This window comes from Brevundimonas sp. GW821-FHT12E07 (genome assembly GCF_058807035.1).
The window spans coordinates 88,350-108,359 of sequence record NZ_JBXAQH010000002.1 but is presented as its reverse complement, the minus strand read 5'-3'; the positions used below and the strand labels follow the sequence as shown (position 1 = coordinate 108,359).

Sequence of the window (20,010 nt, the reverse complement as noted above, 5' to 3'; positions counted from 1 at the left end):
ACGTTTCGCGCTCCGGGCCGGCTTCCGGATCACTTTACTGACTCTTTGACCAGGATTATCGTCTTCCCCTGAGCCGCCCGAACAGAGGCCGCCGGGAGGACGACATGGACCACAACACCGGTATCGGGCGTCGCCGCCTGCTCACGACCGGAGGCGCGGGCCTCGTCGCCGCGAGCGCCGCTCCCGCAGCCGCCCAGCCCCCGCAGAAGCGCCGCAAGCCCGCTCCGCCCGGCTTCCTCTGGGGTACGGCCATCTCGGCCTATCAGAGCGAGGGCAACAACACGAACGCCGACGCCTGGCTGATGGAGAACCTCCAGCCCAGCATGTTCCGCGAACGCTCGGGCGACGCCTGCGACAGCTATCACCGCTTCGACGAGGACTTCGCCCTGGCCCAGGCCCTGGGCTTCAACTGCCATCGCTTCGGCGTGGAATGGGCGCGGATCGAGCCGAGCGAGGGCGTCTTCTCCAACGCCGAACTGGACCACTATTCCCGGATGCTGGACGCCTGCGTGGCGCGGGGGCTGAAGCCGGTCATCACCCTGAACCACTTCACCACGCCCCTGTGGTTCGCGAAGCGCGGCGGGTTCGAGGCGCCGGATTCGCCCGATCTCTTCGCCCGCTATTGCGCGAAGGTGGTCGAGCGGCTGGGCGACCGGATGCACATCGTCACAACCTTCAACGAGGCCAATATCCGCCTGCTGGTCGATATGATGCCCTCGACAGTGGCGGCGAAGGCGACGGTGGCGGCGGCCATCGCGGCGGCGGCGAAAGCGACCGATTCCCCGCGCTTTTCCCGCCTGGCCTTCGCCGACGCGGCGGTCGCGGGCCCGCTGATGCAGGAGGCCCACCGCAAGGCCTTTGACGCCATCAAGGCGATCCGCCCCGAGCTGCCGGTCGGCATCACCCTGACCACCCAGGACATCCAGTCGCCCGGCCGGCCCGATCTGGTCGAACGGTATCGTCAGAAGCTCTACGGCGACTGGATCGCCGTGGCGCGCAGCCATGCCGACGTCTTCGGGGTCCAGACCTACACCCGCTTCACGGTCGGCGAGGACGGCGTCCTGCCGCCGCCGCCGGGCGCCGAACTGACGATGTCAGGCTATGAATTCTATCCGCAGGCGCTGGCGAACACTATCCGCTGGGCCCACGCCGCCGTCGGCAAGCCCGTCTATGTCACCGAAAGCGGCACGGCCGTCGCCGACGACGCCCGCCGCATCGCCTTCATCGACGCCGCGCTGGACGGGGTGCGGGAATGCCTCGACGAGGGCATCCCGGTGCACAGCTACCTCTACTGGTCGCTGCTCGACAATTTCGAATGGACCTCGGGCTATTCGATGCCGTTCGGCCTGGCGGCGGTGGATCGGGTGACGTTCGAGAGGAAACCCCGGCCGAGCGCGCTGCATCTCGGCCGGATCGCGAAGGCGAATGTGATCTAGCCTACCACCACTTCTCCGCCTTGCCGGTGAAGCCGGCGGCCTTTTCAAGCGCGGCGCCCACCTGGAAGACCGTGGCCTCGTCCAGCGCCTTGCCGATGACCTGAAGACCGAGCGGCAGGCCGTTCGAGTCGATGCCCGCGGGCACCGACAGGCCCGGCAGGCCGGCCAGGTTGGTGGTCACGGTGAAGACGTCGTTCAGGTACATCCGCACCGGATCGACCTCCTTGTCGCCGATGGCGAAGGCGGCGGACGGCGTGGACGGCGTCACGATGGCGTCGACCTGGCCCCAGACCTTGTCGAAGTCCTCGGCGATGCGGCGACGGACCTTCAGGGCGCGGACGTAATACGCGTCGTAGAATCCGGCCGACAGCACATAGGCACCGATGGTCAGGCGACGTTGGACCTCCTTGCCGAAGCCCTCGGCGCGCGAGGTCTCATAGAGGTCGGTCAGGCTGGTCGTGTTTTCGGCGCGATGGCCGAAGCGCATGCCGTCATAGCGGGCCAGGTTGGACGAGGCCTCGGCCGGGGCGACGATGTAATAGGCCGGCAGGGCGTACTTGGTGTGCGGCAGGCTGATCGGCACGATCTCGCAGCCGGCGTCCTTCAGCCAGGCGATGCCCTGGTCCCACAGGGCCTGGATCTCGGCGGGCATGCCGTCGACGACATATTCCTTGGGCACGCCGATGCGCAGGCCCTTGACCGACTTGCCGACCGATTGGGTCCAGTCCGGCGTCGGGACGTCGAGGCTGGTCGAATCCTTGAGGTCGAACGAGCACATGGAGTTGAGCAGCAGGGCCGCGTCTTCCACGTTTTTGGCGATCGGTCCGGCCTGATCCAGCGAGCTGGCGAAGGCCACCATGCCGAAGCGACTGGCGCGGCCATAGGTCGGCTTGATCCCGACCGTGCCGGTGAAGGCGGCGGGCTGGCGGATCGAGCCGCCGGTGTCGGACGCCGTGGCGGCCAGGCACAGGTCGGCGGCGACGGCCGAGGCCGAACCGCCCGAAGAGCCGCCCGGGGTCAGGTCGGCGTTGGAGCCCTTCGACTTCCACGGATTGACCACCGGACCGAAGGCCGAGGTCTCGTTCGACGAGCCCATGGCGAACTCGTCCATGTTCAGCTTGCCCAGCATGACCGCCCCGTCGCGCCACAGATTGGCGGTCACGGTCGATTCATACGGCGGCACGAAGCCGCGCAGCATGTTGGAGCCGGCGGTCGTCTGGACGCCGTCGGTGCAGAACAGGTCCTTGATGCCCAGCGGCGCGCCTTCCAGCACCCCGCCCTCGCCGGCCGCCAGCTTCGCGTCGGAGGCCCTGGCCATGCCGATGGCCTTCTCGCCCGTCACTTCGACATAGGCGTTCAGGGTCGGGTTGGCGGCCTCGATATTGGACAGGAAGGCGCGGGTGATTTCCTCGGAGGTGAAGTCTTTCGCCTTCAGGCCGTCGACGGCGCCCTTGAGGGTCAATTTGGTCAGGTCGCTCATGACTATTCGACCACCTTGGGCACGACATAGAAGCCGTCCGCCGACTTCGGGGCGTTCGACAGGACGGCGTCGACCTTGGCGCCGTCGGTGACGACGTCTTCGCGCAGACGCAGGGGCTGGGCCACGTTCGAGGTCATGGGCTCGACGCCCTCGACGTCGACCTCGTTCAGCTGGTCGATCCAGGCCATGATGCCGTTCAACTGCTGGGCCAGCGGCTCCAGGCGGTCTTCAGGGGTCTTGATGCGGGCGAGGTGGGCGACCTTGCGCACCGTCGCGGCGTCGATGGCCATGCGGCCCTCCGATAGTCAAAGTGCAAGGGGCGGTGACTAGCGGGCCACGGCCGGATGCACAAGGATTCAGCGGCGTGTTCGAGGCCGCACGGGCGCCGCAATCGCAAGCTTAGCCTTGGCCGTCCTCATCGGAGCTTCGCGCATGCTGACCGCCCTCGCCTTCGCCGCCGCCCTCCAGACCATGTCCGCGCCCCCGCCCGAACTCACGATGGCCCCCGCCTGCGCCTACGACCGCGAGGCGATGATGGCCCTGTCGCCCGACGCCTTCGATCAGGACCTGTCCGGCGGCTGGCGGGCGCTGGAGCAGAAGCCGGGTTGCACCGCGGCCGCCGCCGATCTTCTGGCCGACTGGCGCGAGGCGCACCGGGCCGAGCTCAAGGCCGGCGATCTGCACATCAACTACTGGCACGAAGGCCAGCTGCGCGCGGGTCTGGGCCAGACCGAGCGGGCCGTGCGCCTGCTGATGGCCGGGGTGAACCCGACATCGACCGGCGACGGCTTCCAGGAGTACGCCATCGGCACCGTGGCCTTCCTGAACGGCGACCGCGCGGCGCTGGAAGCCGCCCGCGCCCGGCTGGCCGCGACGCCGCCCCCGCCGACCTGGGACGAGACCGTCGCCGACTTCCGTTCCCGGTTCGGCGTCGAGGTCAAATGGCCGATGAACCTCGAGGTCCTCGACGGCCTGATCGCCTGTTTCGGCAAACCCTATGACGAGGCCTACAGCCGGGCGTGCCGGCCCCAGGCCGCCGCCCACTAGGTCGCGGGCGTGATCTCCAGCATGACCGGCTGGTCGTCCGCGGGCCGGACGTCGAAGCCGATGATCATGCGGCGGGTGCGGGTTCCGATGGTCCCGGTCGCCTGATCCATGGTGCTTTCCTCGACCTCCAGATCGACCCGTCCGGACGACTGGCCCAGGACCTTGAACGAGAGGAAATCGCCGATCTGATAGACCCACCAGCCCTCGGCCGGGCTGCGGTAGAAGGCGATATAGGTCTGTTCTCCGTTCATGGCCGGGTCGCCGCCCGCCACCCCGAAGATCTTGCCGTCCATGCCCGTGGCTTCGGCCAGCGCATGCACCTCCACGACCGAGGCGTAGGACTGGAGATTGGCGTCCGGCAACGCCTTGACCGGCAGGCCATGCCCGCTCGCGGTCAATGCGGCGGCGGCCGGTTCGGCAGGTACCGCAGGCACAGCAGCAGGCGCGGCGGGCGCTTTCGGAGCCTGGAACGCGGTCCAGGCGGCGCCGAGGCGGTCGCAACCCGACAGAGACACGGCGACCGCGGCGATGATGAGTATCGAGGCAGTGGATTTCATTTTTTGAGCCCTCCCGTAGCGACATTGAGCGCAACACGCAGTTGGCACAACACCGTTCGCCTCTGGAGCCGCCTAGTGCTGGAACAGCTGGAGCAGCAGCGAGGGCGTCCGGTTGGCGATGCCGAGGGCCTGTATCGCCAGCTGCTGCTTGACCTGAAGCGACTGAAGCCGCGCGCTTTCGACGGCCAGATCGGCGTCGACCAGCCGGCCGACCGAGGTGTCGATGGCGTCCTGCACCTTGCGGACGAAGGTCAGATGGGTGTCCAGGGCCTTCGCGCCTGTCCCCAGCCGTCCGAGCGCGGCGTTCACCTTGTCCATGGCCGAGCTCAGGATCGGCAGATCGGTCGTGGCGTTCAACGCGGTCAGGTCAGCCGGAAGGCCCCCCAGCAAGGATCCGGTCGTCGACAGGTCGATCGCATCGACGTTGATCGTCGAAACGCCCCGCGTGTCGGCCAGGGCCTTGACCCCATTGGCCACGGCGGCGGCCCCGACCAGATTGAGCCCGTTGAAGCCGGCATTGCCCACCGTTTGGTCGATCTGGTCGCGCAGCAGCCGGTAGTCCTGATCCAGCGCTTTGCGCGACGCCGTGGTCAGCGACGGATCCGACGCCGCCAGCATCTTCTCCTTCATCTGCATCAGCAGATCGGAGACCGTCTCACCGGCGGCCAAGCCGACGTCGACGGCGGACTGCCCGCGCTGCAGGGAGGCGATGACCGCGTCATAGGCCTTGGACTCGGCCCGCTGGCCCTGGGCGATGGCCCAGATGGCGCCGTCGTCCTTGGCGCTGGCGATCTTGAGCCCGGTCGAAATACGATTCTGTGCGACCGACAGCTCGCGGTTGATCGCCGCGAGGCTCTGCAGGGCGATCATCGCGCCCACGTTCGTATTGACGCTGAACAGCGACATCGAACTCGTCCAGATTTCCGGAGCGACGCCGCACGGCAACCGCAGGATGTTTTATCCCGACGTCGGTTGTGCCGCCTTCGGGTTACCAAGGGCTGAACGGCGGCTTGCCTCGCCCCGCCGCTGCGCCTATCGCCTCCCCGTGCCCGTCCTCGACCTTCTCGACCTGCCAGCCGCCTGCCCGCCCGGAACGCCCTGGCTGGGGCTGGACCTCGGCGAGAACACCATCGGGGTCGCCGCCTCCGACACCTCGCGCATGATCGCCAGCCCGCTGGAGCTGATCCGCAAGGTCAAGTTCACCCAGGACGCCGAGCGGCTGATCAAGCTGATGAACGGCAGGAACGTCTCGGCCTTGGTCATCGGCCTGCCGATGAACATGGACGGCACCGAGGGACCGCGCGCCCAGTCGTGCCGCGCCTTCGCCCGCAACCTCGACCGCATCAAGCCGATCAATGTGGCCTTCTGGGACGAGCGGCTGTCGACCTCGGCCGTCGAGCGTTTCCTGATCGAGGACCTCGACCTCAGCCGCAAGCGCCGCGCCGGGGTCGTGGACCGCACCGCCGCCGCCTGGATCCTCCAGGGCGCGCTGGACCGCGTCAGGGACCAGGCGACATGGGTCTGATCCCCATGGTGGCCGGGGTGATGCCGGTCTTCGTCCTGATCGCCCTCGGCTATGGCCTGCGCAAGTCGGACTTCCTTCCCGATGCGACCTGGCGGCCGATCGAGAAGCTGTCGATCAACTTCATGTACCCGGGCTTCCTGATCCCCTCGATCTGGGGCGCCGACATGTCGGGCGGCGGCGCCGGAGCGGCGGCGGGCGCGGCGGTGACGGCGGTGATCATCGTGGCCCTCGGCACCTTCGCGGCCAAGCCCTTCATGACCATCGACGGGCCGGGCTACACCAGCGTCTTCCAGGGCACGATCCGCTGGAACAGCTTCGTCTTCCTGCCGGTCATCCAGGCGGCCTTCGGCGAGAAGGGTCTGGCCCTCGCCGCCGTCATGATCGCCAGCATCATTCCGGTGACCAACATCCTGTGCGTCGGCGTCCTGGCCCGCTGGGGGGCGGATCAGCGCGGCATGCGGCCCCTCGCGCTGCTCAAGGCCATGCTGGCCAATCCGATCCTGCTGGCCTGCCTGATCGGCCTGGCGCTCAACTTGGCCCGCGTGCCCTTCATCCCGGGCGTGACAGAGACTCTGAAACTGCTCGGCTCGGCCGCCCTGCCGACGGGCCTGATCATCGCCGGCGCGGGCCTGAGCTTCGCCGAGGTGGCGCGGCGCAAGGTCACCATCGCGGGCGTCTCCTTCGTCAAGCTGATCATCATGCCGCCCCTGATGTGGGGTCTGTGCATCCTGTTCGGCGGCGACCACCTGGCCCAGGGCGTGGCCATGCTGTGCGGCGCGGCCCCCGGCGCGGCGGCGGCCTATCTGCTGGCGCGGCAGATGGGCGGCGACGCCCCCCTGATGGCCGGGATCATCGCCCTGACCATGGTCATCAGCGCCCTGATGATCCCACTTCTGCTGTTCATCTATCATCTGACCTGAAGGGCGGTTATAGGCGGGCCTCGATGACCGATTCAGCCACCGTCACCGACCTGATCTCCGAACGCCTGATCCCGTTCCCGTCCCCCCATTTCCTGTCCGCCGGCGATCTCAACCCGCCCGCCGCTCTGGGATTGCTGGACCTCGCCGACGCCTTCGTCGACTTCAATCGCCAGTCCGCCAAGTCGCTCGACCTGATGCACGGCCGCACGGTCGTGAACATCTTCTTCGAGAACTCGACCCGGACCTCATCCTCGTTCGAGATCGCGGCCAAGCGGCTGGGCGCCGACGTCGTCACCATGCCGGTCTCGGCCTCCTCCGTGGCCAAGGGCGAGACCCTGATCGACACGGCGGTGACCCTGAACGCCATGAAGCCGGACATTCTGGTGATCCGCCATGCCTCGTCCGGCGCCGCGGCGTTGCTTTCCCAGAAGGTCGGCTGCGCGGTGGTCAACGCCGGCGACGGCCGCCACGAACACCCGACCCAGGCCCTGCTGGACCTGCTCAGCCTGCGCCGCGCCTTCGGCGACGTCGGCGGGCTGACCATTGCGATCTGTGGGGACATCGCCCACAGCCGCGTGGCCCGCTCCAACGTCATCCTGCTGTCGATGATGGGCGCGCGCGTCCGCCTGATAGGCCCGCCGACCCTTGTGCCCGGCGACGCCGACCGCTGGGGCTGCGAGGTCTTCCACGACATGCGCGAGGGCCTTGCCGGCTGCGACGTCGTCATGATGCTGCGCCTGCAGCTGGAGCGGATGGAGGGGGCGCTGGTCCCCTCGACGCGCGAATACTTCCGCTTCTGGGGTCTGGACCGCGAGAAGCTGGCCTGGGCCGCGCCCAACGCCAAGGTCATGCACCCGGGCCCGATGAACCGGGGTGTGGAGATCGATTCCGACGTCGCCGACGACCTCTCGGTCTCCCTCATTCAGGATCAGGTCGAGATGGGCGTCGCCGCCCGGATGGCCATCCTCGCCTCCCTCGCCAATCTGCGGGGAGCCGCCCGATGACCGCCCTCGCTCTGCTCAACGCCCGTCTGCTCGACCCCGCCACCGACTATGACGGCCCCGGCGCCCTGCTGATCGAGGACGGCAAGATCCTCGAGGTCGTGCGCGGCGGCGCGACCCAGGTCCCGGCCGGGATCGAAGTCGTGGACGCGGGCGGCAAATGCCTCGCCCCCGGCCTGATCGACATCCGGGTCAAGACCGGCGAGCCCGGCGCCGAGCCCAAGGAGACGCTGAAGTCGGCCAGTCTGTCGGCGGCGGCGGGCGGGGTCTCGACCATTGTCATCCAGCCCGACACCGACCCGGCCGTCGACGACCCGGCCATGGTCGACTTCATCCAGCGTCGCGGCGCGGCCCTGAACCTCGTCAACGTCTTCGCGGCGGGCGCGGCGACCAAGAACCGCGACGGCCAGCGCATGGCCGAGATCGGCCTGATGGACGAGGCCGGCGCCCTGTATTTCACCGACGGCGACAAGGTCATCGCCAACAGCCGCACCCTGCAGCGGGTGATGAGCTACGCCGCCGCCTTCAACGCCCTGATCGCCTGCCGTCCGGCCGACCCCTGGCTGACCGAAGGCGCGGTGGCGACCTCGGGCGAGCTGGCGACGCGTCTGGGCCTGTCAGGCGCGCCCGCCATCGCCGAACGCATCCAGCTGGAGCGCGACCTGGCCCTGGTCGAACAGACCGGCGCGCGCTTCCTGGTGGACCAGATCTCGACCGCCGGCGCGCTGGATACCCTCGCCCGGGCCCGCGCAAAGGGACTGGAGGTCGCGGCCTCGGTCTCAATCAACCACCTGTGCTTCAACGAGATCGACATCGGCGACTACCGGACCTTCTACCGGCTGGATCCGCCGCTGCGGCCCGAGAGCGACCGTCAGGCCCTGATCGAAGCGGTCCGCGACGGCCTGATCGACGTCATCACCTCGGCCCACGCCCCGGCCCCTGCCGAGGACAAGCGCCGTCCGTTCGGCGAGGCCGCGCCCGGCGCCGTGGGTCTGGAGACCCTGCTGTCGGCCGCCCTGATGCTGCACCACGAGGACGGGCTGGAACTGCTCGACATCCTGCGCCCCCTGACCCACGGCCCGGCGAGCCTGCTGGGTCTGGACTCAGGCGTGCTCGCCGCCGGCGCCCCGGCCGACCTCGTCCTGTTCGACCTCAACGCCCCGGTCGTAGTCGACGCCGCGAAGCTGAAGTCCAAGTCCAAGAACTCGCCGTTCGACGGGCGGATGCTTCAGGGCAAGGTGCTTGGGACGTGGGTGGCGGGCCGGAAGATCTACTGATCTGATCCTTCTCCCCTTGCGGGAGAAGGTGCCCCGAAGGGGCGGATGAGGGGTCTCGCCGACGTCTGAAGTCTGCGCACGCGAACCCTCAGCGGACACACCGCACAACCCCTCATCCGTCAGCCTTCGGCTGCCACCTTCTCCCGCAGGGGGAGAAGGAAGTTCAGCGCTTACACGTCTCCGCCTTGGCCACTTCCGCGCCCAGCACCGACTTCACGGCCAGCGGCGTGTCCGTGGCGATGACCGTCACGCCCTGATCGAACAGGCTGCGGTATTCGCTGACGTCGCCGTCCGCCGCATAGACGCGGTCCAGCGCCCTGTCGGAGCCGCCCAGCGTCCCGAACTGCGCCTCGACGCCCACGGCCTTCATGGCGCTCCACAGCTCGGGATTGGGGCGGCCGGCGCCGGTCCAGGCGAGGATCTGCGGGCGACGCAGGCCATCCAGCTCCGCGACCGACTTGACCCCGGCCGAGATCATCATCTCCGGCGCCATGTCGGCGACGGCGCGGGCGGTCTCAGGGCTGTAGGTGATCAGGATCACCCGGTCGGCGGCGCCGACGCGGCGCACCTCGTCGATGACCGCGCGGGCCAGTGTCAGCGTCGCCTCTTCCGAGGCGGGCTTCAGGTCGATGCTGGCGATGGCGTGGACCTGGCCGGCGGCGGCAAGGGCCTCGGCCAGGGTCGGCGGCGCCTCGTCGGTCAGATGGCCGTCGGGCGCGCGCAAGCGAGCCGTCTTGAACTCCGCCAGGGTCAGATCGGCGACCTTGCCGTGACCGGTCGTGGTCCGATCCATGGTGTCGTCGTGCATCAGACCCAGCTGACCGTCGCTCGTCAGGACGGCGTCGATCTCGACGATCGCATTCGGAATGGCCCGGCCCGTGGCGCGGATGGCGGCCAGCGAGTTTTCCGGCTGGTCGTCCGCCGACTGGCCCCGGTGCGCCGAGATGACGATGCCGCCGTCGCGCACACAGTCGAACCAGGCGGCCAGATGCGGCTCGGACGATCCGGCGCGCGGCGTGGCGGCGCATCCCCCCAGCTGGGCGCCCAGAAGCGCGGCGACAGCGGCGGCGGCGAAAAGGGAACGGATCATGCGCGAACTCCAGAAGGAGGCGGACCAAATCCGCAACACCCGGCCAGGTCAAGACAAGGTTTGACGACCGGGATGGATCAGACGCTTGCCGTCACGTTAGTCGCGACGCATCGTGCCGCGAAACACGACTTCGGGAGCGAATCACCTTGCAGGATCTTGTAGCGCCGGCTCTGGGCTCGCTCGCCCTCGTAGCGATCGGCGGCTATCTGCTGGGCTCCATTCCGTTCGGCGTCGTCATCACCCGCGCCGCCGGCGCGGGCGACGTGCGCAACATCGGCTCCGGCAATATCGGCGCGACCAACGTCCTGCGCACCGGCCGCAAGGACCTGGCCCTGGCCACCCTGCTGCTCGACGCGGGCAAGGGCGCCGTGGCCCTGCTGATCGCCCGCTGGCTGTTCAACTCCGAGCTGGCGGGCGCCATCGCCGGGGGCGCGGCCTTCATCGGCCACCTGTTTCCGGTCTGGCTCAGGTTCAAGGGCGGCAAGGGGGTCGCGACCTTCTTCGGCCTGCTGATCGCCGCCCACTGGCCTCTGGGGCTGATGGCCGGGGCGACCTGGCTGCTGGTGGCCTTCCTGCTGCGCTACTCCTCGCTGGCGGCGCTCGTCGCGGCCTTCATGGCGCCGATCTATGCCGTCCTGCCGGTCCCTCCGCTGGGCTTGCCGGTCGGGGAGCCGATCCTGATCCTCGCCTTCGTGACGGCGTTGCTGATCTGGATCCGCCACCACGAGAACATCGCCCGCCTGTTGAAAGGCGCGGAACCCCGCATCGGGGCCAAGAAGGCGTGAGCCTCTCCGACGCAGAACGGTTCGCCCGCCTGCGTCTCGCCCGCGCCGACCGCGTCGGTCCGGTTTCCTTTCGTCAGCTGCTGGAGCGCTTCGGCAGCGCCGAACGCGCGCTGGACGCCCTGCCCGATCTGGTGCGCAAGGGCGGTTCGAGCGGATACGCCCTGCCCCCGCTTGATCGTATCGAAGCCGAACTCGCCGCCGGTGAGCGTAAGGGCGCGCGGCTGCTGGTCTTCGGCGACACGGACTATCCGCCCATGCTGGCGGCCGTCGATCCGCCCCCGCCCCTGCTCTGGACGCTCGGCGACGTCGCCCTGTTGTCGAAGGAGGCCGTCGGGGTCGTCGGCGCCCGCATCGCCTCGGCGGGTGGTCAGAGGATCGCGCGCGGCCTGTCGCAGTCGCTGGGTCAGGCGGGCTTCGTCGTCGTCTCGGGTCTGGCGCGCGGCATCGACGCGGCCGCCCATGCGGGTTCGCTGGAGACCGGGACGGTGGCGGTGCTGGGCGGCGGGGTCGACGACGTCTATCCGCCCGACAACGCCGGCCTCTATGACCAGATCGTCGAACAGGGCTGCGTCGTCTCCGAAAGCCCCATGGGCGCCCGGGCCCAGGCGCGGGACTTTCCGCGCCGCAACCGCATCATCTCGGGGCTGTCGCGCGGGATCATCGTGGTCGAGGCCGAACTCAAGTCCGGCTCCCTGATCACCGCCCGGCTGGCGGCGGAACAGGGCCGCGACGTCTTCGCCGTGCCGGGCTCGCCGCTCGACCCGCGCTCGAAGGGCCCCAACGAACTGCTGCGTCAGGGCGCCATCCTGTGCGAGGGGATCGACGACGTCCGCCGCGCCTTCGAGACCCTGCGCACCCTGTCCGAACCGCCCGCCGACGCCTTCGACGGCATGCCGGACGAGGTCGATCAGGGATTGTTGGAGCGCGTCGCCGCCCTGCTCTCCCCCACCCCCACGCCCCGCGACGAACTGGCCCGCGCCTGCGGAGCCCCCGTCAGCCATGTGGCGGCGGCCCTGCTGGAGCTCAGTCTGGCCGGTCGTGCGACCCTGCTGCCGGGCGGACTGGCGAGCCAGTAGGTCCTCGATTTGCGTCGCGAGATAAGTTGGAACTTAAGAAATGCCGCACAATCTCAGGTACGACCCAGACGGCAACCTCTGATGAACCGGACGGCCAGACATGCAGGATGATCGCTTTCGGGGCCTGATTGCGCTGCAGGCCGGCGTCAAGGACGCAGGCGCGGACCTGACGGCCATCATGCAGGCCATCGTATCGGAATACTCCGTCATGCCGCAGGCGAACGGCATCGTGGTCGAGCTGAGAGATACCGATCAGGTCTATTACGCCGCCGCCAGCGGCACGTCTGAGGACCTCGTCGGCCTGCGCCTGCCCGTGAACGGCAGTCTTTCCGGCCTGTGCATCCTGACTGGCCGCCCCCTCTCCTGCGAGGACAGCGAAACCGATCCCCGGGTCAACCGCGCCGCCTGCCGACGGGTGAACCTCAGGTCCATGATCGTGGTGCCGATCCCGCACGCCGGGGAGACGGTCGGCGTGCTGAAATACTATTCGGCTGACCCGGCCGCCTTCACCGATGAAGACATGATGCTGGCCCACCTTCTGGTGGGGCCGATCGCCGTCGGGTTCAGCAGTGTCGCCGAGTCCGACGCCCACAGGATCACCGACGAACTGCGTCGGCTGATCGAGATGAAGCAGGATTTCGTGGCCCGAGTGACGCACGAACTGCGCACACCCCTGACGGCCATCACCGGAGCACTGGGTCTGGTCGCCGCCGGGGCCGGCGGCGCCCTGCCGCCGAAGGCCGAGAACATCGTCGGCATCGCGGCCCGCAACGCCGGCCGGATGAAGAGGCTGGTCGACGATCTCCTCACCTTCGAGAGGGTCAGCGCCGGTCCGCTGGAGTTCGACTTCCAGCCCGTCGATGTGGCCTCGGCCCTGAGGGAGATGGTCGAGGACAATCAGGCCTATGCGTCACAGCACGCCGTCGACATCCGGCTGGAAACTCCGGACGATCACCGGCTCTGGGTCGTCGCCGACGCCCATCGACTGACCCAGTGCGTGACCAATCTGCTGTCGAACGCCATCAAATTCTCGCCGCAGAACGCCGAGGTGCGGGTCAATGTCGCCGAGGTCGGCGATCAGGTCCGGATCGCGATCAGCGATCAGGGACCGGGCGTCTCCCCGTCCTTCCGTGATCGACTTTTCCAGCCCTTCGCCCAGGACAATTCGGTCGCCCCTGCCATCAGCACGCCCAGCACGGGATTGGGGCTGGCCATCACCAGGACCATGATCGACCAGATGGGCGGCAGCGTCTCTCTGGGAGATACCTCGGACAGGGGCGCCACATTCGTTATCACCCTCCCCCGTAAGGATCCGGTGTTTGATCTGGACCGGGCGACGGCGTGATCTGACGTAGTCTTTCGCCCGACAGCTGCGTGGCGATCGCTTTGCAGGAGGCAGGTCTCTCTGCCCCGTCACTTATCCGCTGTATCGACGGGCCTGCTTGCGGAGAATGCGATGAACGTGATCAGGTCAGAGGCGACCTGATACTCGCAGGCGACCTCCTTTCTCCATTTGCCGTTCAGCAGGACAATCTCCCCGGTCACTCTGCCTGTGCCATCGTTGGTCAGAACAGCCCCGGATATGGCGAAGTCCCAAGCTTGGGTGATGTGTCTGTAGAGGTTTGCGACCTCCCATTTCCAATCCTCAACGCCCTCTAGGGTCAGGATCGCATCGGCCGCCATCGATGCATCCAGCGCAGCCCAATCGAAACGGGTGACCGCTTCAATCTGGTTTCGGACGAGTTCGACGGCGTCAGACATGGGGTATGTTAGGAGCCGAAGTTCATAGCTGCCAAGGGCAGGCTGTGATCCATTTCCGCCCCCTCAGTCCGGCCGCGCCAGCGCCCCCCGCGCCGCCGGCCTGACCGGCGAGCCCGTCCTCGGGAACTCCCGGCCCAGCGCCTCGGCCATGGCCTGTTCGGCGATCAGGAAGACCTGGTCCCGCTGGTGATAGTTGTTGGACAGGACGATCACCGTGACGTCGGCGTCGGGCTGGTAGGTGATCAGGTTGCGGAAGCCCGACCAGCTGCCGGTGTGATAGACCTGCAGGTCCTCGAACGACGGCGACACCATCTCGCCCAGCCGCTTGGTGAAGATGCCATAGCCCCAGGTGCGGCGCGTGCGTCCGCGTTCGTCGGGCGTATCGACGGGGGCGTGGTCGGCCAGCATCTGGCCATAGCTGAAGGGCGTCAGGACGTGGCCGCGGTGCAGGGCGCGTTCCCAGGCCAGCATGTCGTCGAGCGTCGAATAGATGGCGCCCGCGCCGATCACGATACTCACGTTCGGAATGGTCTGGGCGGCAAGGCCCGACGGATAGTTGGCGTATCCCATGGCCACGTCGGGCGCGTCGCCGAGGCCGGTGCGGTCCATGCCGAGCGGCGCGAAGACCGCCGTCTGCATATAGGTCTCGTACGGCATGCCGCTGGCCTTCTCGACGATGGCGGCGGCCAGGTTGAAGCCGGCGTTGTCGTAGGAGACCTTGGTCCCCGGCTGGAACCGCAGGGGGAAGCGTTTCGAGTCCTCGGTCAGCTCCGCAAGCGTCGCCGGCGTCACCCGCCGCATGCCCCAGTAGGGCCGGGCCATCAGGTCGGGAATGCCCGAGGTGTGCGACAAGAGGTGGTGGATCTTGATCTGCGCCCAGGCGGCCGGGCACGGCTGGATCCATTTGCAGACGGCGTCATTGATGGTCAGCTTGCCCTGGTCCTGAAGCTTCAGGATGGCGGCGGCGGTGAACTGTTTGCTGATCGAGGCCAGGCGATAACGGGTCTCGATGGTCGAACGTTCGCCCTTGGACACCTCCGCGGGGCCATAGGCCTGACGGAACAGGACGGTGTCGCCCTTCGCCACCAGCACGGCGCCCATGAAGCGCGGCTGGGCGTCCAGCGCGGCCTTCAGCTTCGGCAGGTCCTCGACCACCACGACGGGCGGGCGCAGCGGCAGCTGGGCGATCTTCTGATGGACGGTCTCCGGCTTGCCCTGGCCCCGGGCCAGCACCACGCCCCCGGTCACGAGCAGCGCCAGGAGGAGGACGGCCAGAATGCCGATCAGCAGCCGGGGCGGACCACCGGCGGTCTTTGGGACGATAAACAAACGCGAACCTTGAAAACCGGACGTCGGATCAGACGTCGTACTCCAGACCGAACTGGGCATAGAGGGCCCGGCTGTCCTGCCACTTGGGATCGACCTTGACCGTGACGAAAAGATGGACGGGACGGTCCAGCAGCTCGGTCAGTTCCTCGCGCGACTTCTGGCCGATCCATTTCAGGGTCTGGCCGCCCTTGCCCAGGATGATCGGGCGCTGGCTCTCGCGCTCGACATAGATGGTCTGTTCGATCCGGGCCGAGCCGTCGGCCTTTTCGTCGAAGGCCGTGGTCTCCACCGCCGCGGAATAGGGCAGTTCCTCGTGGACGCGCAGATAGACCTTCTCGCGCGTGATCTCGGCGGCCAGCACCCGGATCGGCACATCGGCGCTCTGGTCCTCGGGATAGAGCCACGGACCGGCCGGCATCGACATGGCCAGACGCGACTTCAGATCGTCGACGCCGTCGCCGGTCTCGGCGGAGATCATATAGACCTCGGAATAGACGCCGGTTTCGAACAGCTGATGCGACAGGGCCAGCAGGGTGTCGCGGCGCATGCCGTCGATCTTGTTGAGCCCGAGGATGACCTTGGTCCCGGAGGATTTCAGGTTCTCGATGATGGTCTCGGTGTCCTCGGCCGACTTGCGGTCGGCGGGCGTGCCGTCCTTGCCTTCCGAGGCGATGTGCGACGGGGCGTCGATCAGATGGACCACCACGTCGGCGTCCGAGGCCCCGCCCCAGGCCGAGGCGACCATGGCCCGGTCCAGACGGCGGCGCGGGGTGAAGATTCCGGGGGTGTCGACCAGCACGATCTGGGCGTCGCCCTGGATGGCGATGCCGCGCACGGGAAAACGCGTCGTCTGCACCTTCTGGGTGACGATCGAGACCTTTGACCCCGTCAGCCGGTTGACCAGCGTCGACTTGCCCGCATTGGGCGCGCCGATGATGGCCGCGAATCCGGCCTTCGAATTGGGGTTCAGTTCAGGGATATCGGTCAAATGACGCCTTCTCGTTGCAGCATGGCCGTCGCGGCGGCCTTTTCCGCATCCTGACGCGAACGTCCGGGGGCGGATATGGGTTCTAACCCCTCCACCGACACCTGGACGGTGAAGGTGGGGGCATGGTCCGAGCCGGAGCGGCCCGTAATGGCATAGGTCGGCAGCGGCAGGCCCCGGCCTTGCGACCATTCCTGCAGCGCGGACTTCGGGTTCGCCGTGGCGCGTTCGGGCGGGCGGGCCAGTTCCTCGGCCCAGGCCCGTTCGAACACCTTGCGGGCCGCATCCAGACCGCCGTCCAGATAGACGGCCGCCAGAACGGCCTCCATGGCGTCGGCGATGACGCCCTCCTTGCGGCGGCCGCCCGACTTGGTCTCTCCCGGCGACAGACGCACGGCGTCGCCGATGCCCAGCGCCACGCCGACGCGGCCGCAGGCATGCTTGTCCACCAGCGTATGCAGGCGCGAGGACAGCTGACCCTCGTCGGCCTCGGGGAAGTCGCGGTGCAGCCGGTCGGCGACCAGCAGGCCCAGCACCCGGTCGCCCAGGAACTCCATCCGCTCGTTGTCGCGCGGCGCCTTCGAGGTCTGCGGCGCGACGCCCTCGCCCACGCTGGCGTGGGTCAGGGCCCGGTCGAGCAGACGCGGGTCGCGAAAATCGTGACCGAGCCGGCGGACCAGTTCGGCCACCGCCTCTGTCCTTGAATTCGCCATCAGTCGAGGAGGTGGAAGAAGCGGCTCGGCCGGATCTTCGAGAACCAGCTGATCGGGTTCCACAGGCTGGCGCCGGGCTTCCACGAGAACATGATGATCTGCGCCTTGCCGACCAGGTTCTCGGCCGGGACGAAGCCCACGCCGGAGGACTGTTCGACACGGCTGTCGATCGAGTTGTCGCGGTTGTCGCCCATCATGAAGTAGTAGCCGGTCGGCACCTCATAGACCGGGGTGTCGTCCAGGTCGTTCCCGGGGCCGAAGTCCTGGGTCATGAAGCTCTTGCCGTTGGGCAGGGTCTCGCGGGCCTCGGTGGCGGCGCGGGCGCCCCAGGCGTCGGCGACCTCGGTGCTCGACACCACGGCGTCCTGAACCGGCGCGCCGTTGATGTAGAGCTTGTTGGCGATCATCTGGATCTTGTCGCCGGGCAGGCCGATTACCCGTTTGATGTAGTCGGTCTTGTTGTCGCGCGGCAGCTTGAACACGACGATGTCGCCGCGGTTCGGCGCGCGGCCGAAGACCCGGCCCTCGCCGATCGGCAGGTTGATCGGCAGGCCGCTGGAATATTTGGAATAGCCGTACGACCACTTGGACACGACGATGTAGTCGCCCTCGTAGAGGTTGGGCTCCATCGAGGCCGACGGAATGGTGAAGGGCTGGAACAGCAGCACCCGCAGCACGAAGGCGATCAGCAGGGCGAAGACGACCGTCTTGACGATCTCCACGCCTTCGCTGCCGGCGGAGCGTTCTTCAGGGTCGTCGACACGGGCGGCCTTGGGCATCTTTTCCTTCTTGGCGGCGATGGGATCGTCCTCGAACGGGGCGTCCCCGTGGTCGCTCCAGATCGGGCGCTTTTCGGCGGTGGTGGCGGCGGCCGGAACGGCGGCGGGGACAGCAGGGTCAGGCTCGTCCGAAGCCGGTTCGGGAATCACCGGCTCGTCGGCGACACGCGCTTCGACGGGAGCTTCGGTGGAGACGATTTCGTGTTCGGGCGCGGCGGCTTCGACGACGGCGTCGCCTTCCGCCTCGACGGGAGTTTCAACAGGAGCCTGCACAGTCGGCGTCGCTTCGGCGTCCACGCCCGTTTCCGGCGTTTCAGGCGCGTGCGGCTTGTGTTCTTCGCTCATCGTTGAGTAGGCCCGGTCCCCGACCGCTTCGCGCGGCGCATGAAGGCCGCACTATAGCGTGATTACGACAGCGGCAAGGCCTCGATCACCACGAAGGCGAGTGCATAGGGGTGTTCGTCGCTGAGCGTGAGATGGATTCTGGCGGTGTGGCCCGGCGGCGTCAGCCGGGTCAGGTGATCGGCGGCCGGACCGGTCAGCTGCAGGGTCGGCTGGCCGCTGCGCTGGTTCACGACGCCCATGTCCTTCCAGTAGACGTCGCGGCGCATGCCGGTGCCCAGGGCCTTGGCGCAGGCCTCCTTGGCCGCGAACCGCTTGGCGTAGCTCCAGGCGGCGTCCGGCTTGCGGTCCGAGCGAGTGCGTTCGATCTCGGTGAAGCACCTGTTCCTGAAGCGATCCCCGAAGCGGTCGAGCGATTCCTGGATCCGGCGGATGTCGCACAGATCGGCGCCGACCCCGATGATCACGCCGCGACCTCGGCTCTGGCCTCGTCCATCAGGGCACGCATCCGGGCGATGGCGGGACCCAGACCCACGAAGATCGCCTCCCCGATCAGGAAGTGACCGATGTTCAGCTCCATGATCTGCGGAATGGCCGCGACCGGCTTGACCGTCTCATAGTCGATGCCGTGGCCCGCATGGACCTCCAGCCCCAGATCGGCGGCCAGGGCCGCACCGGTCGTCAGGGCCGCCAGATGCTCGGCCGCTTCCTCATCATGACCGTCGCGGAAGGCGTCGCAGAAGGCGCCGGTGTGCAGCTCGACCACCTGGGCGCCCGTGCGGTGCGCGGCCTCGATCTGCAGCGGATCAGCGCCGATGAACAGGGACACGCGCGAGCCCGCCGCCTTCAGCTGGCCGACGAAGGGGGCGATCCAGTTGTGGCCGCCGACCACGTCCAGCCCGCCCTCGGTCGTGCGCTCCTCGCGCTTCTCGGGCACCAGACAGACGGCGTGGGGCCGGTGATGCAGGGCGATGTCGAGCATCTCCTGCGTCACGGCCATCTCGAGGTTCAGCGGCCGGGCCTCATCACGCAGCACGACGGCCAGGGCGTCGATGTCGGCGTCCGAGATATGGCGCCGGTCTTCGCGCAGGTGGGCGGTGATGCCGTCGGCGCCGGCCGCCAGGGCCTCGCGCGCCGCCCGCACCGGGTCGGGATACAGACCGCCGCGCGCGTTCCGCACGGTCGCGACGTGATCGATATTGACGCCGAGCCTGAGCAACTGCGGTCCGTTCCTTACTTCGACAGCCGCCGGCTGCCCGGGTCCTGCACCGGAATGGCGGCGAGTTCGGCGGGCAGTTCGTCGGCGTGATAGGCGGGCACGTCCAGGGTCGCCAGGGCGATCAGGGGCACGCCGACGTCGGCGCGGCCGCCCGAGCGGTCGACGATACAGGCCGCCGCGACCACGTCGCCGCCGGCTTCCTTGATGGCCGCGATGCATTCGCGCGAGGAGAGCCCCGTGGTGACGATATCCTCGACCATCACAACCTTCTGGCCCGGCTCGATCTGGAAGCCGCGACGCAGTTTGAAGGCGCCGCCTTCGCGCTCGACGTAGAGCGAGGCCACCTTCAGGTGCCTCGCCGTCTCATAGCCGGGAATGATGCCGCCCACGGCGGGCGAGATGGCCACATCGACCGGGCCGACGGTGGCCACGATCTTCTCGGCCAGGGCCTTGCACAGCCGCTCGCAGCGGTCGGCGTGCATGAAGACCAGGTTCTTCTGCAGGAAGACCGGGCTGTGCAGGCCGGAGGACAGGACGAAATGCCCCTCGCGCAGGGCGCCGGCGGCTCGGAACTCGTTGAGGACGTCTTCGGTGTTCATGGCGCAGCGATTAATCCCTGCCCCCTGACGGTGCAACTCACCACTTGCCAAACGACGTTACATGGAGCCCAATTGATCCAAACGAGGAG

Annotated in this window: 22 protein-coding genes; 9 read left to right on the top strand and 13 right to left on the bottom strand. The window is 68.1% G+C overall.

The window, feature by feature from the left end:
- Positions 1–104 precede the first annotated feature (104 nt).
- A complete protein-coding gene (locus AC1ROD_RS08570) occupies positions 105–1,436 on the top strand; it encodes a glycoside hydrolase family 1 protein (protein WP_492947846.1) in 1,332 nt (443 codons plus the stop codon).
- 1 nt (position 1,437) lies between these two features.
- Here the strand turns inward: AC1ROD_RS08570 and gatA are convergent, their stop codons facing one another.
- Entirely contained in the window at positions 1,438–2,916 is a 1,479-nt protein-coding gene (gene gatA, locus AC1ROD_RS08565; RefSeq protein WP_492947845.1) for an Asp-tRNA(Asn)/Glu-tRNA(Gln) amidotransferase subunit GatA, read from the bottom strand.
- A gap of 2 nt (positions 2,917–2,918) precedes the next feature.
- Positions 2,919–3,206, bottom strand: coding sequence for an Asp-tRNA(Asn)/Glu-tRNA(Gln) amidotransferase subunit GatC (gene gatC / locus AC1ROD_RS08560; protein WP_207931788.1), 288 nt, complete (start codon positions 3,204–3,206; stop codon positions 2,919–2,921).
- Between the two features lie 142 nt (positions 3,207–3,348).
- Between gatC and AC1ROD_RS08555 the strand changes: the two genes are divergently transcribed.
- On the top strand, positions 3,349–3,963 hold the full coding sequence (locus AC1ROD_RS08555) for a hypothetical protein (protein ID WP_492947844.1): 615 nt from the start codon (positions 3,349–3,351) through the stop codon (positions 3,961–3,963).
- Here AC1ROD_RS08555 and AC1ROD_RS08550 read toward each other — a convergent pair.
- Together AC1ROD_RS08550 and AC1ROD_RS08545 are read right to left on the bottom strand one after the other, a co-directional pair.
- Positions 3,960–4,520 carry a hypothetical protein gene (locus AC1ROD_RS08550; RefSeq protein WP_492947843.1) on the bottom strand — a complete coding sequence of 187 codons (561 nt, stop codon included), beginning with the start codon at positions 4,518–4,520 and terminating at the stop codon, positions 3,960–3,962. The genes AC1ROD_RS08555 and AC1ROD_RS08550 overlap by 4 nt on opposite strands.
- A 72-nt stretch (positions 4,521–4,592) precedes the next feature.
- Complete coding sequence (locus AC1ROD_RS08545; protein WP_492947842.1) at positions 4,593–5,426, bottom strand: flagellin; 834 nt, start codon at positions 5,424–5,426, stop codon at positions 4,593–4,595.
- Between the two features lie 139 nt (positions 5,427–5,565).
- On the opposite strand from AC1ROD_RS08545, the gene ruvX reads away from it, so the two are divergent.
- Genes ruvX through pyrC form a run of 4 tightly spaced genes read left to right on the top strand, consistent with a single transcriptional unit; the run spans position 5,566 to position 9,243 of the window.
- Complete coding sequence (gene ruvX / locus AC1ROD_RS08540) at positions 5,566–6,045, top strand: Holliday junction resolvase RuvX (protein ID WP_492947841.1); 480 nt, start codon at positions 5,566–5,568, stop codon at positions 6,043–6,045.
- Positions 6,036–6,965, top strand: coding sequence for an AEC family transporter (locus tag AC1ROD_RS08535; RefSeq protein WP_492947840.1), 930 nt, complete (start codon positions 6,036–6,038; stop codon positions 6,963–6,965). The genes ruvX and AC1ROD_RS08535 overlap by 10 nt, the downstream gene beginning before the upstream one ends.
- A 23-nt stretch (positions 6,966–6,988) precedes the next feature.
- A complete protein-coding gene (locus AC1ROD_RS08530; RefSeq protein ID WP_492947839.1) occupies positions 6,989–7,969 on the top strand; it encodes an aspartate carbamoyltransferase catalytic subunit in 981 nt (326 codons plus the stop codon).
- Positions 7,966–9,243 carry a dihydroorotase gene (pyrC, locus tag AC1ROD_RS08525; RefSeq protein ID WP_492947838.1) on the top strand — a complete coding sequence of 426 codons (1,278 nt, stop codon included), beginning with the start codon at positions 7,966–7,968 and terminating at the stop codon, positions 9,241–9,243. Before AC1ROD_RS08530 ends, pyrC begins: the two co-directional genes overlap by 4 nt.
- Before the next feature lie 163 nt (positions 9,244–9,406).
- Here pyrC and AC1ROD_RS08520 read toward each other — a convergent pair whose 3' ends face one another.
- Positions 9,407–10,333 (bottom strand): glycerophosphodiester phosphodiesterase family protein, encoded by a 927-nt coding sequence (locus tag AC1ROD_RS08520; RefSeq protein WP_492947837.1) that lies wholly within the window; start codon positions 10,331–10,333, stop codon positions 9,407–9,409.
- 146 nt (positions 10,334–10,479) lie between these two features.
- Here AC1ROD_RS08520 and plsY point away from each other — a divergent pair, with 146 nt between their 5' ends.
- The 3 genes from plsY to AC1ROD_RS08505 all read left to right on the top strand — a co-directional run bounded on the left by plsY (position 10,480) and on the right by AC1ROD_RS08505 (position 13,539).
- Positions 10,480–11,118: a glycerol-3-phosphate 1-O-acyltransferase PlsY gene (gene plsY / locus AC1ROD_RS08515; protein ID WP_492947836.1), complete on the top strand. Its 639-nt coding sequence runs from the start codon at positions 10,480–10,482 to the stop codon at positions 11,116–11,118.
- Positions 11,115–12,194 carry a DNA-processing protein DprA gene (gene dprA / locus AC1ROD_RS08510; RefSeq protein WP_492947835.1) on the top strand — a complete coding sequence of 360 codons (1,080 nt, stop codon included), beginning with the start codon at positions 11,115–11,117 and terminating at the stop codon, positions 12,192–12,194. Before plsY ends, dprA begins: the two co-directional genes overlap by 4 nt.
- A 100-nt stretch (positions 12,195–12,294) precedes the next feature.
- A complete protein-coding gene (locus AC1ROD_RS08505) occupies positions 12,295–13,539 on the top strand; it encodes a sensor histidine kinase (protein ID WP_492947834.1) in 1,245 nt (414 codons plus the stop codon).
- A gap of 68 nt (positions 13,540–13,607) precedes the next feature.
- On the opposite strand, the gene AC1ROD_RS08500 is transcribed toward AC1ROD_RS08505, so the two are convergent.
- The 8 genes from AC1ROD_RS08500 to pyrE all read right to left on the bottom strand — a co-directional run bounded on the left by AC1ROD_RS08500 (position 13,608) and on the right by pyrE (position 19,921).
- Positions 13,608–13,955 (bottom strand): hypothetical protein, encoded by a 348-nt coding sequence (locus AC1ROD_RS08500; protein ID WP_492947833.1) that lies wholly within the window; start codon positions 13,953–13,955, stop codon positions 13,608–13,610.
- A 63-nt stretch (positions 13,956–14,018) separates the two neighbouring features.
- A complete protein-coding gene (locus AC1ROD_RS08495) occupies positions 14,019–15,284 on the bottom strand; it encodes a serine hydrolase domain-containing protein (protein ID WP_492947832.1) in 1,266 nt (421 codons plus the stop codon).
- Between the two features lie 28 nt (positions 15,285–15,312).
- Entirely contained in the window at positions 15,313–16,263 is a 951-nt protein-coding gene (era, locus tag AC1ROD_RS08490) for a GTPase Era (protein ID WP_492948428.1), read from the bottom strand.
- 5 nt (positions 16,264–16,268) lie between these two features.
- Positions 16,269–16,982, bottom strand: coding sequence for a ribonuclease III (rnc, locus tag AC1ROD_RS08485; RefSeq protein ID WP_492947831.1), 714 nt, complete (start codon positions 16,980–16,982; stop codon positions 16,269–16,271).
- The gene (gene lepB, locus AC1ROD_RS08480) at positions 16,982–17,761 is read right to left on the bottom strand and encodes a signal peptidase I (protein WP_492948427.1); all 780 of its coding nucleotides are present in this window, start codon (positions 17,759–17,761) and stop codon (positions 16,982–16,984) included. Before lepB ends, rnc begins: the two co-directional genes overlap by 1 nt.
- 407 nt (positions 17,762–18,168) lie before the next feature.
- On the bottom strand, positions 18,169–18,570 hold the full coding sequence (gene acpS / locus AC1ROD_RS08475) for a holo-ACP synthase (protein ID WP_492947830.1): 402 nt from the start codon (positions 18,568–18,570) through the stop codon (positions 18,169–18,171).
- Positions 18,567–19,322, bottom strand: a complete 756-nt coding sequence (locus AC1ROD_RS08470) for a pyridoxine 5'-phosphate synthase (RefSeq protein ID WP_492947829.1) — start codon at positions 19,320–19,322, stop codon at positions 18,567–18,569. The genes acpS and AC1ROD_RS08470 overlap by 4 nt, the downstream gene beginning before the upstream one ends.
- A 14-nt stretch (positions 19,323–19,336) precedes the next feature.
- A complete protein-coding gene (gene pyrE / locus AC1ROD_RS08465; protein WP_492947828.1) occupies positions 19,337–19,921 on the bottom strand; it encodes an orotate phosphoribosyltransferase in 585 nt (194 codons plus the stop codon).
- Positions 19,922–20,010: the final 89 nt, after the last annotated feature.

Excerpts from the sequence above, each read along its gene's own strand:
- AC1ROD_RS08530 (WP_492947839.1), top strand. The coding sequence starts at position 6,989 with ATGACCGATTCAGCCACCGTCACCGACCTGATCTCCGAACGCCTGATC.
- rnc (WP_492947831.1), bottom strand. The coding sequence starts at position 16,982 with ATGGCGAATTCAAGGACAGAGGCGGTGGCCGAACTGGTCCGCCGGCTC.
- gatA (WP_492947845.1), bottom strand. The coding sequence starts at position 2,916 with ATGAGCGACCTGACCAAATTGACCCTCAAGGGCGCCGTCGACGGCCTG.
- AC1ROD_RS08500 (WP_492947833.1), bottom strand. The coding sequence starts at position 13,955 with ATGTCTGACGCCGTCGAACTCGTCCGAAACCAGATTGAAGCGGTCACC.
- AC1ROD_RS08545 (WP_492947842.1), bottom strand. The coding sequence starts at position 5,426 with ATGTCGCTGTTCAGCGTCAATACGAACGTGGGCGCGATGATCGCCCTG.
- AC1ROD_RS08570 (WP_492947846.1), top strand. The coding sequence starts at position 105 with ATGGACCACAACACCGGTATCGGGCGTCGCCGCCTGCTCACGACCGGA.
- AC1ROD_RS08520 (WP_492947837.1), bottom strand. The coding sequence starts at position 10,333 with ATGATCCGTTCCCTTTTCGCCGCCGCCGCTGTCGCCGCGCTTCTGGGC.
- AC1ROD_RS08555 (WP_492947844.1), top strand. The coding sequence starts at position 3,349 with ATGCTGACCGCCCTCGCCTTCGCCGCCGCCCTCCAGACCATGTCCGCG.
- lepB (WP_492948427.1), bottom strand. The coding sequence starts at position 17,761 with ATGCCCAAGGCCGCCCGTGTCGACGACCCTGAAGAACGCTCCGCCGGC.
- pyrE (WP_492947828.1), bottom strand. The coding sequence starts at position 19,921 with ATGAACACCGAAGACGTCCTCAACGAGTTCCGAGCCGCCGGCGCCCTG.
- gatC (WP_207931788.1), bottom strand. The coding sequence starts at position 3,206 with ATGGCCATCGACGCCGCGACGGTGCGCAAGGTCGCCCACCTCGCCCGC.
- AC1ROD_RS08535 (WP_492947840.1), top strand. The coding sequence starts at position 6,036 with ATGGGTCTGATCCCCATGGTGGCCGGGGTGATGCCGGTCTTCGTCCTG.
- AC1ROD_RS08505 (WP_492947834.1), top strand. The coding sequence starts at position 12,295 with ATGCAGGATGATCGCTTTCGGGGCCTGATTGCGCTGCAGGCCGGCGTC.
- pyrC (WP_492947838.1), top strand. The coding sequence starts at position 7,966 with ATGACCGCCCTCGCTCTGCTCAACGCCCGTCTGCTCGACCCCGCCACC.
- AC1ROD_RS08550 (WP_492947843.1), bottom strand. The coding sequence starts at position 4,520 with ATGAAATCCACTGCCTCGATACTCATCATCGCCGCGGTCGCCGTGTCT.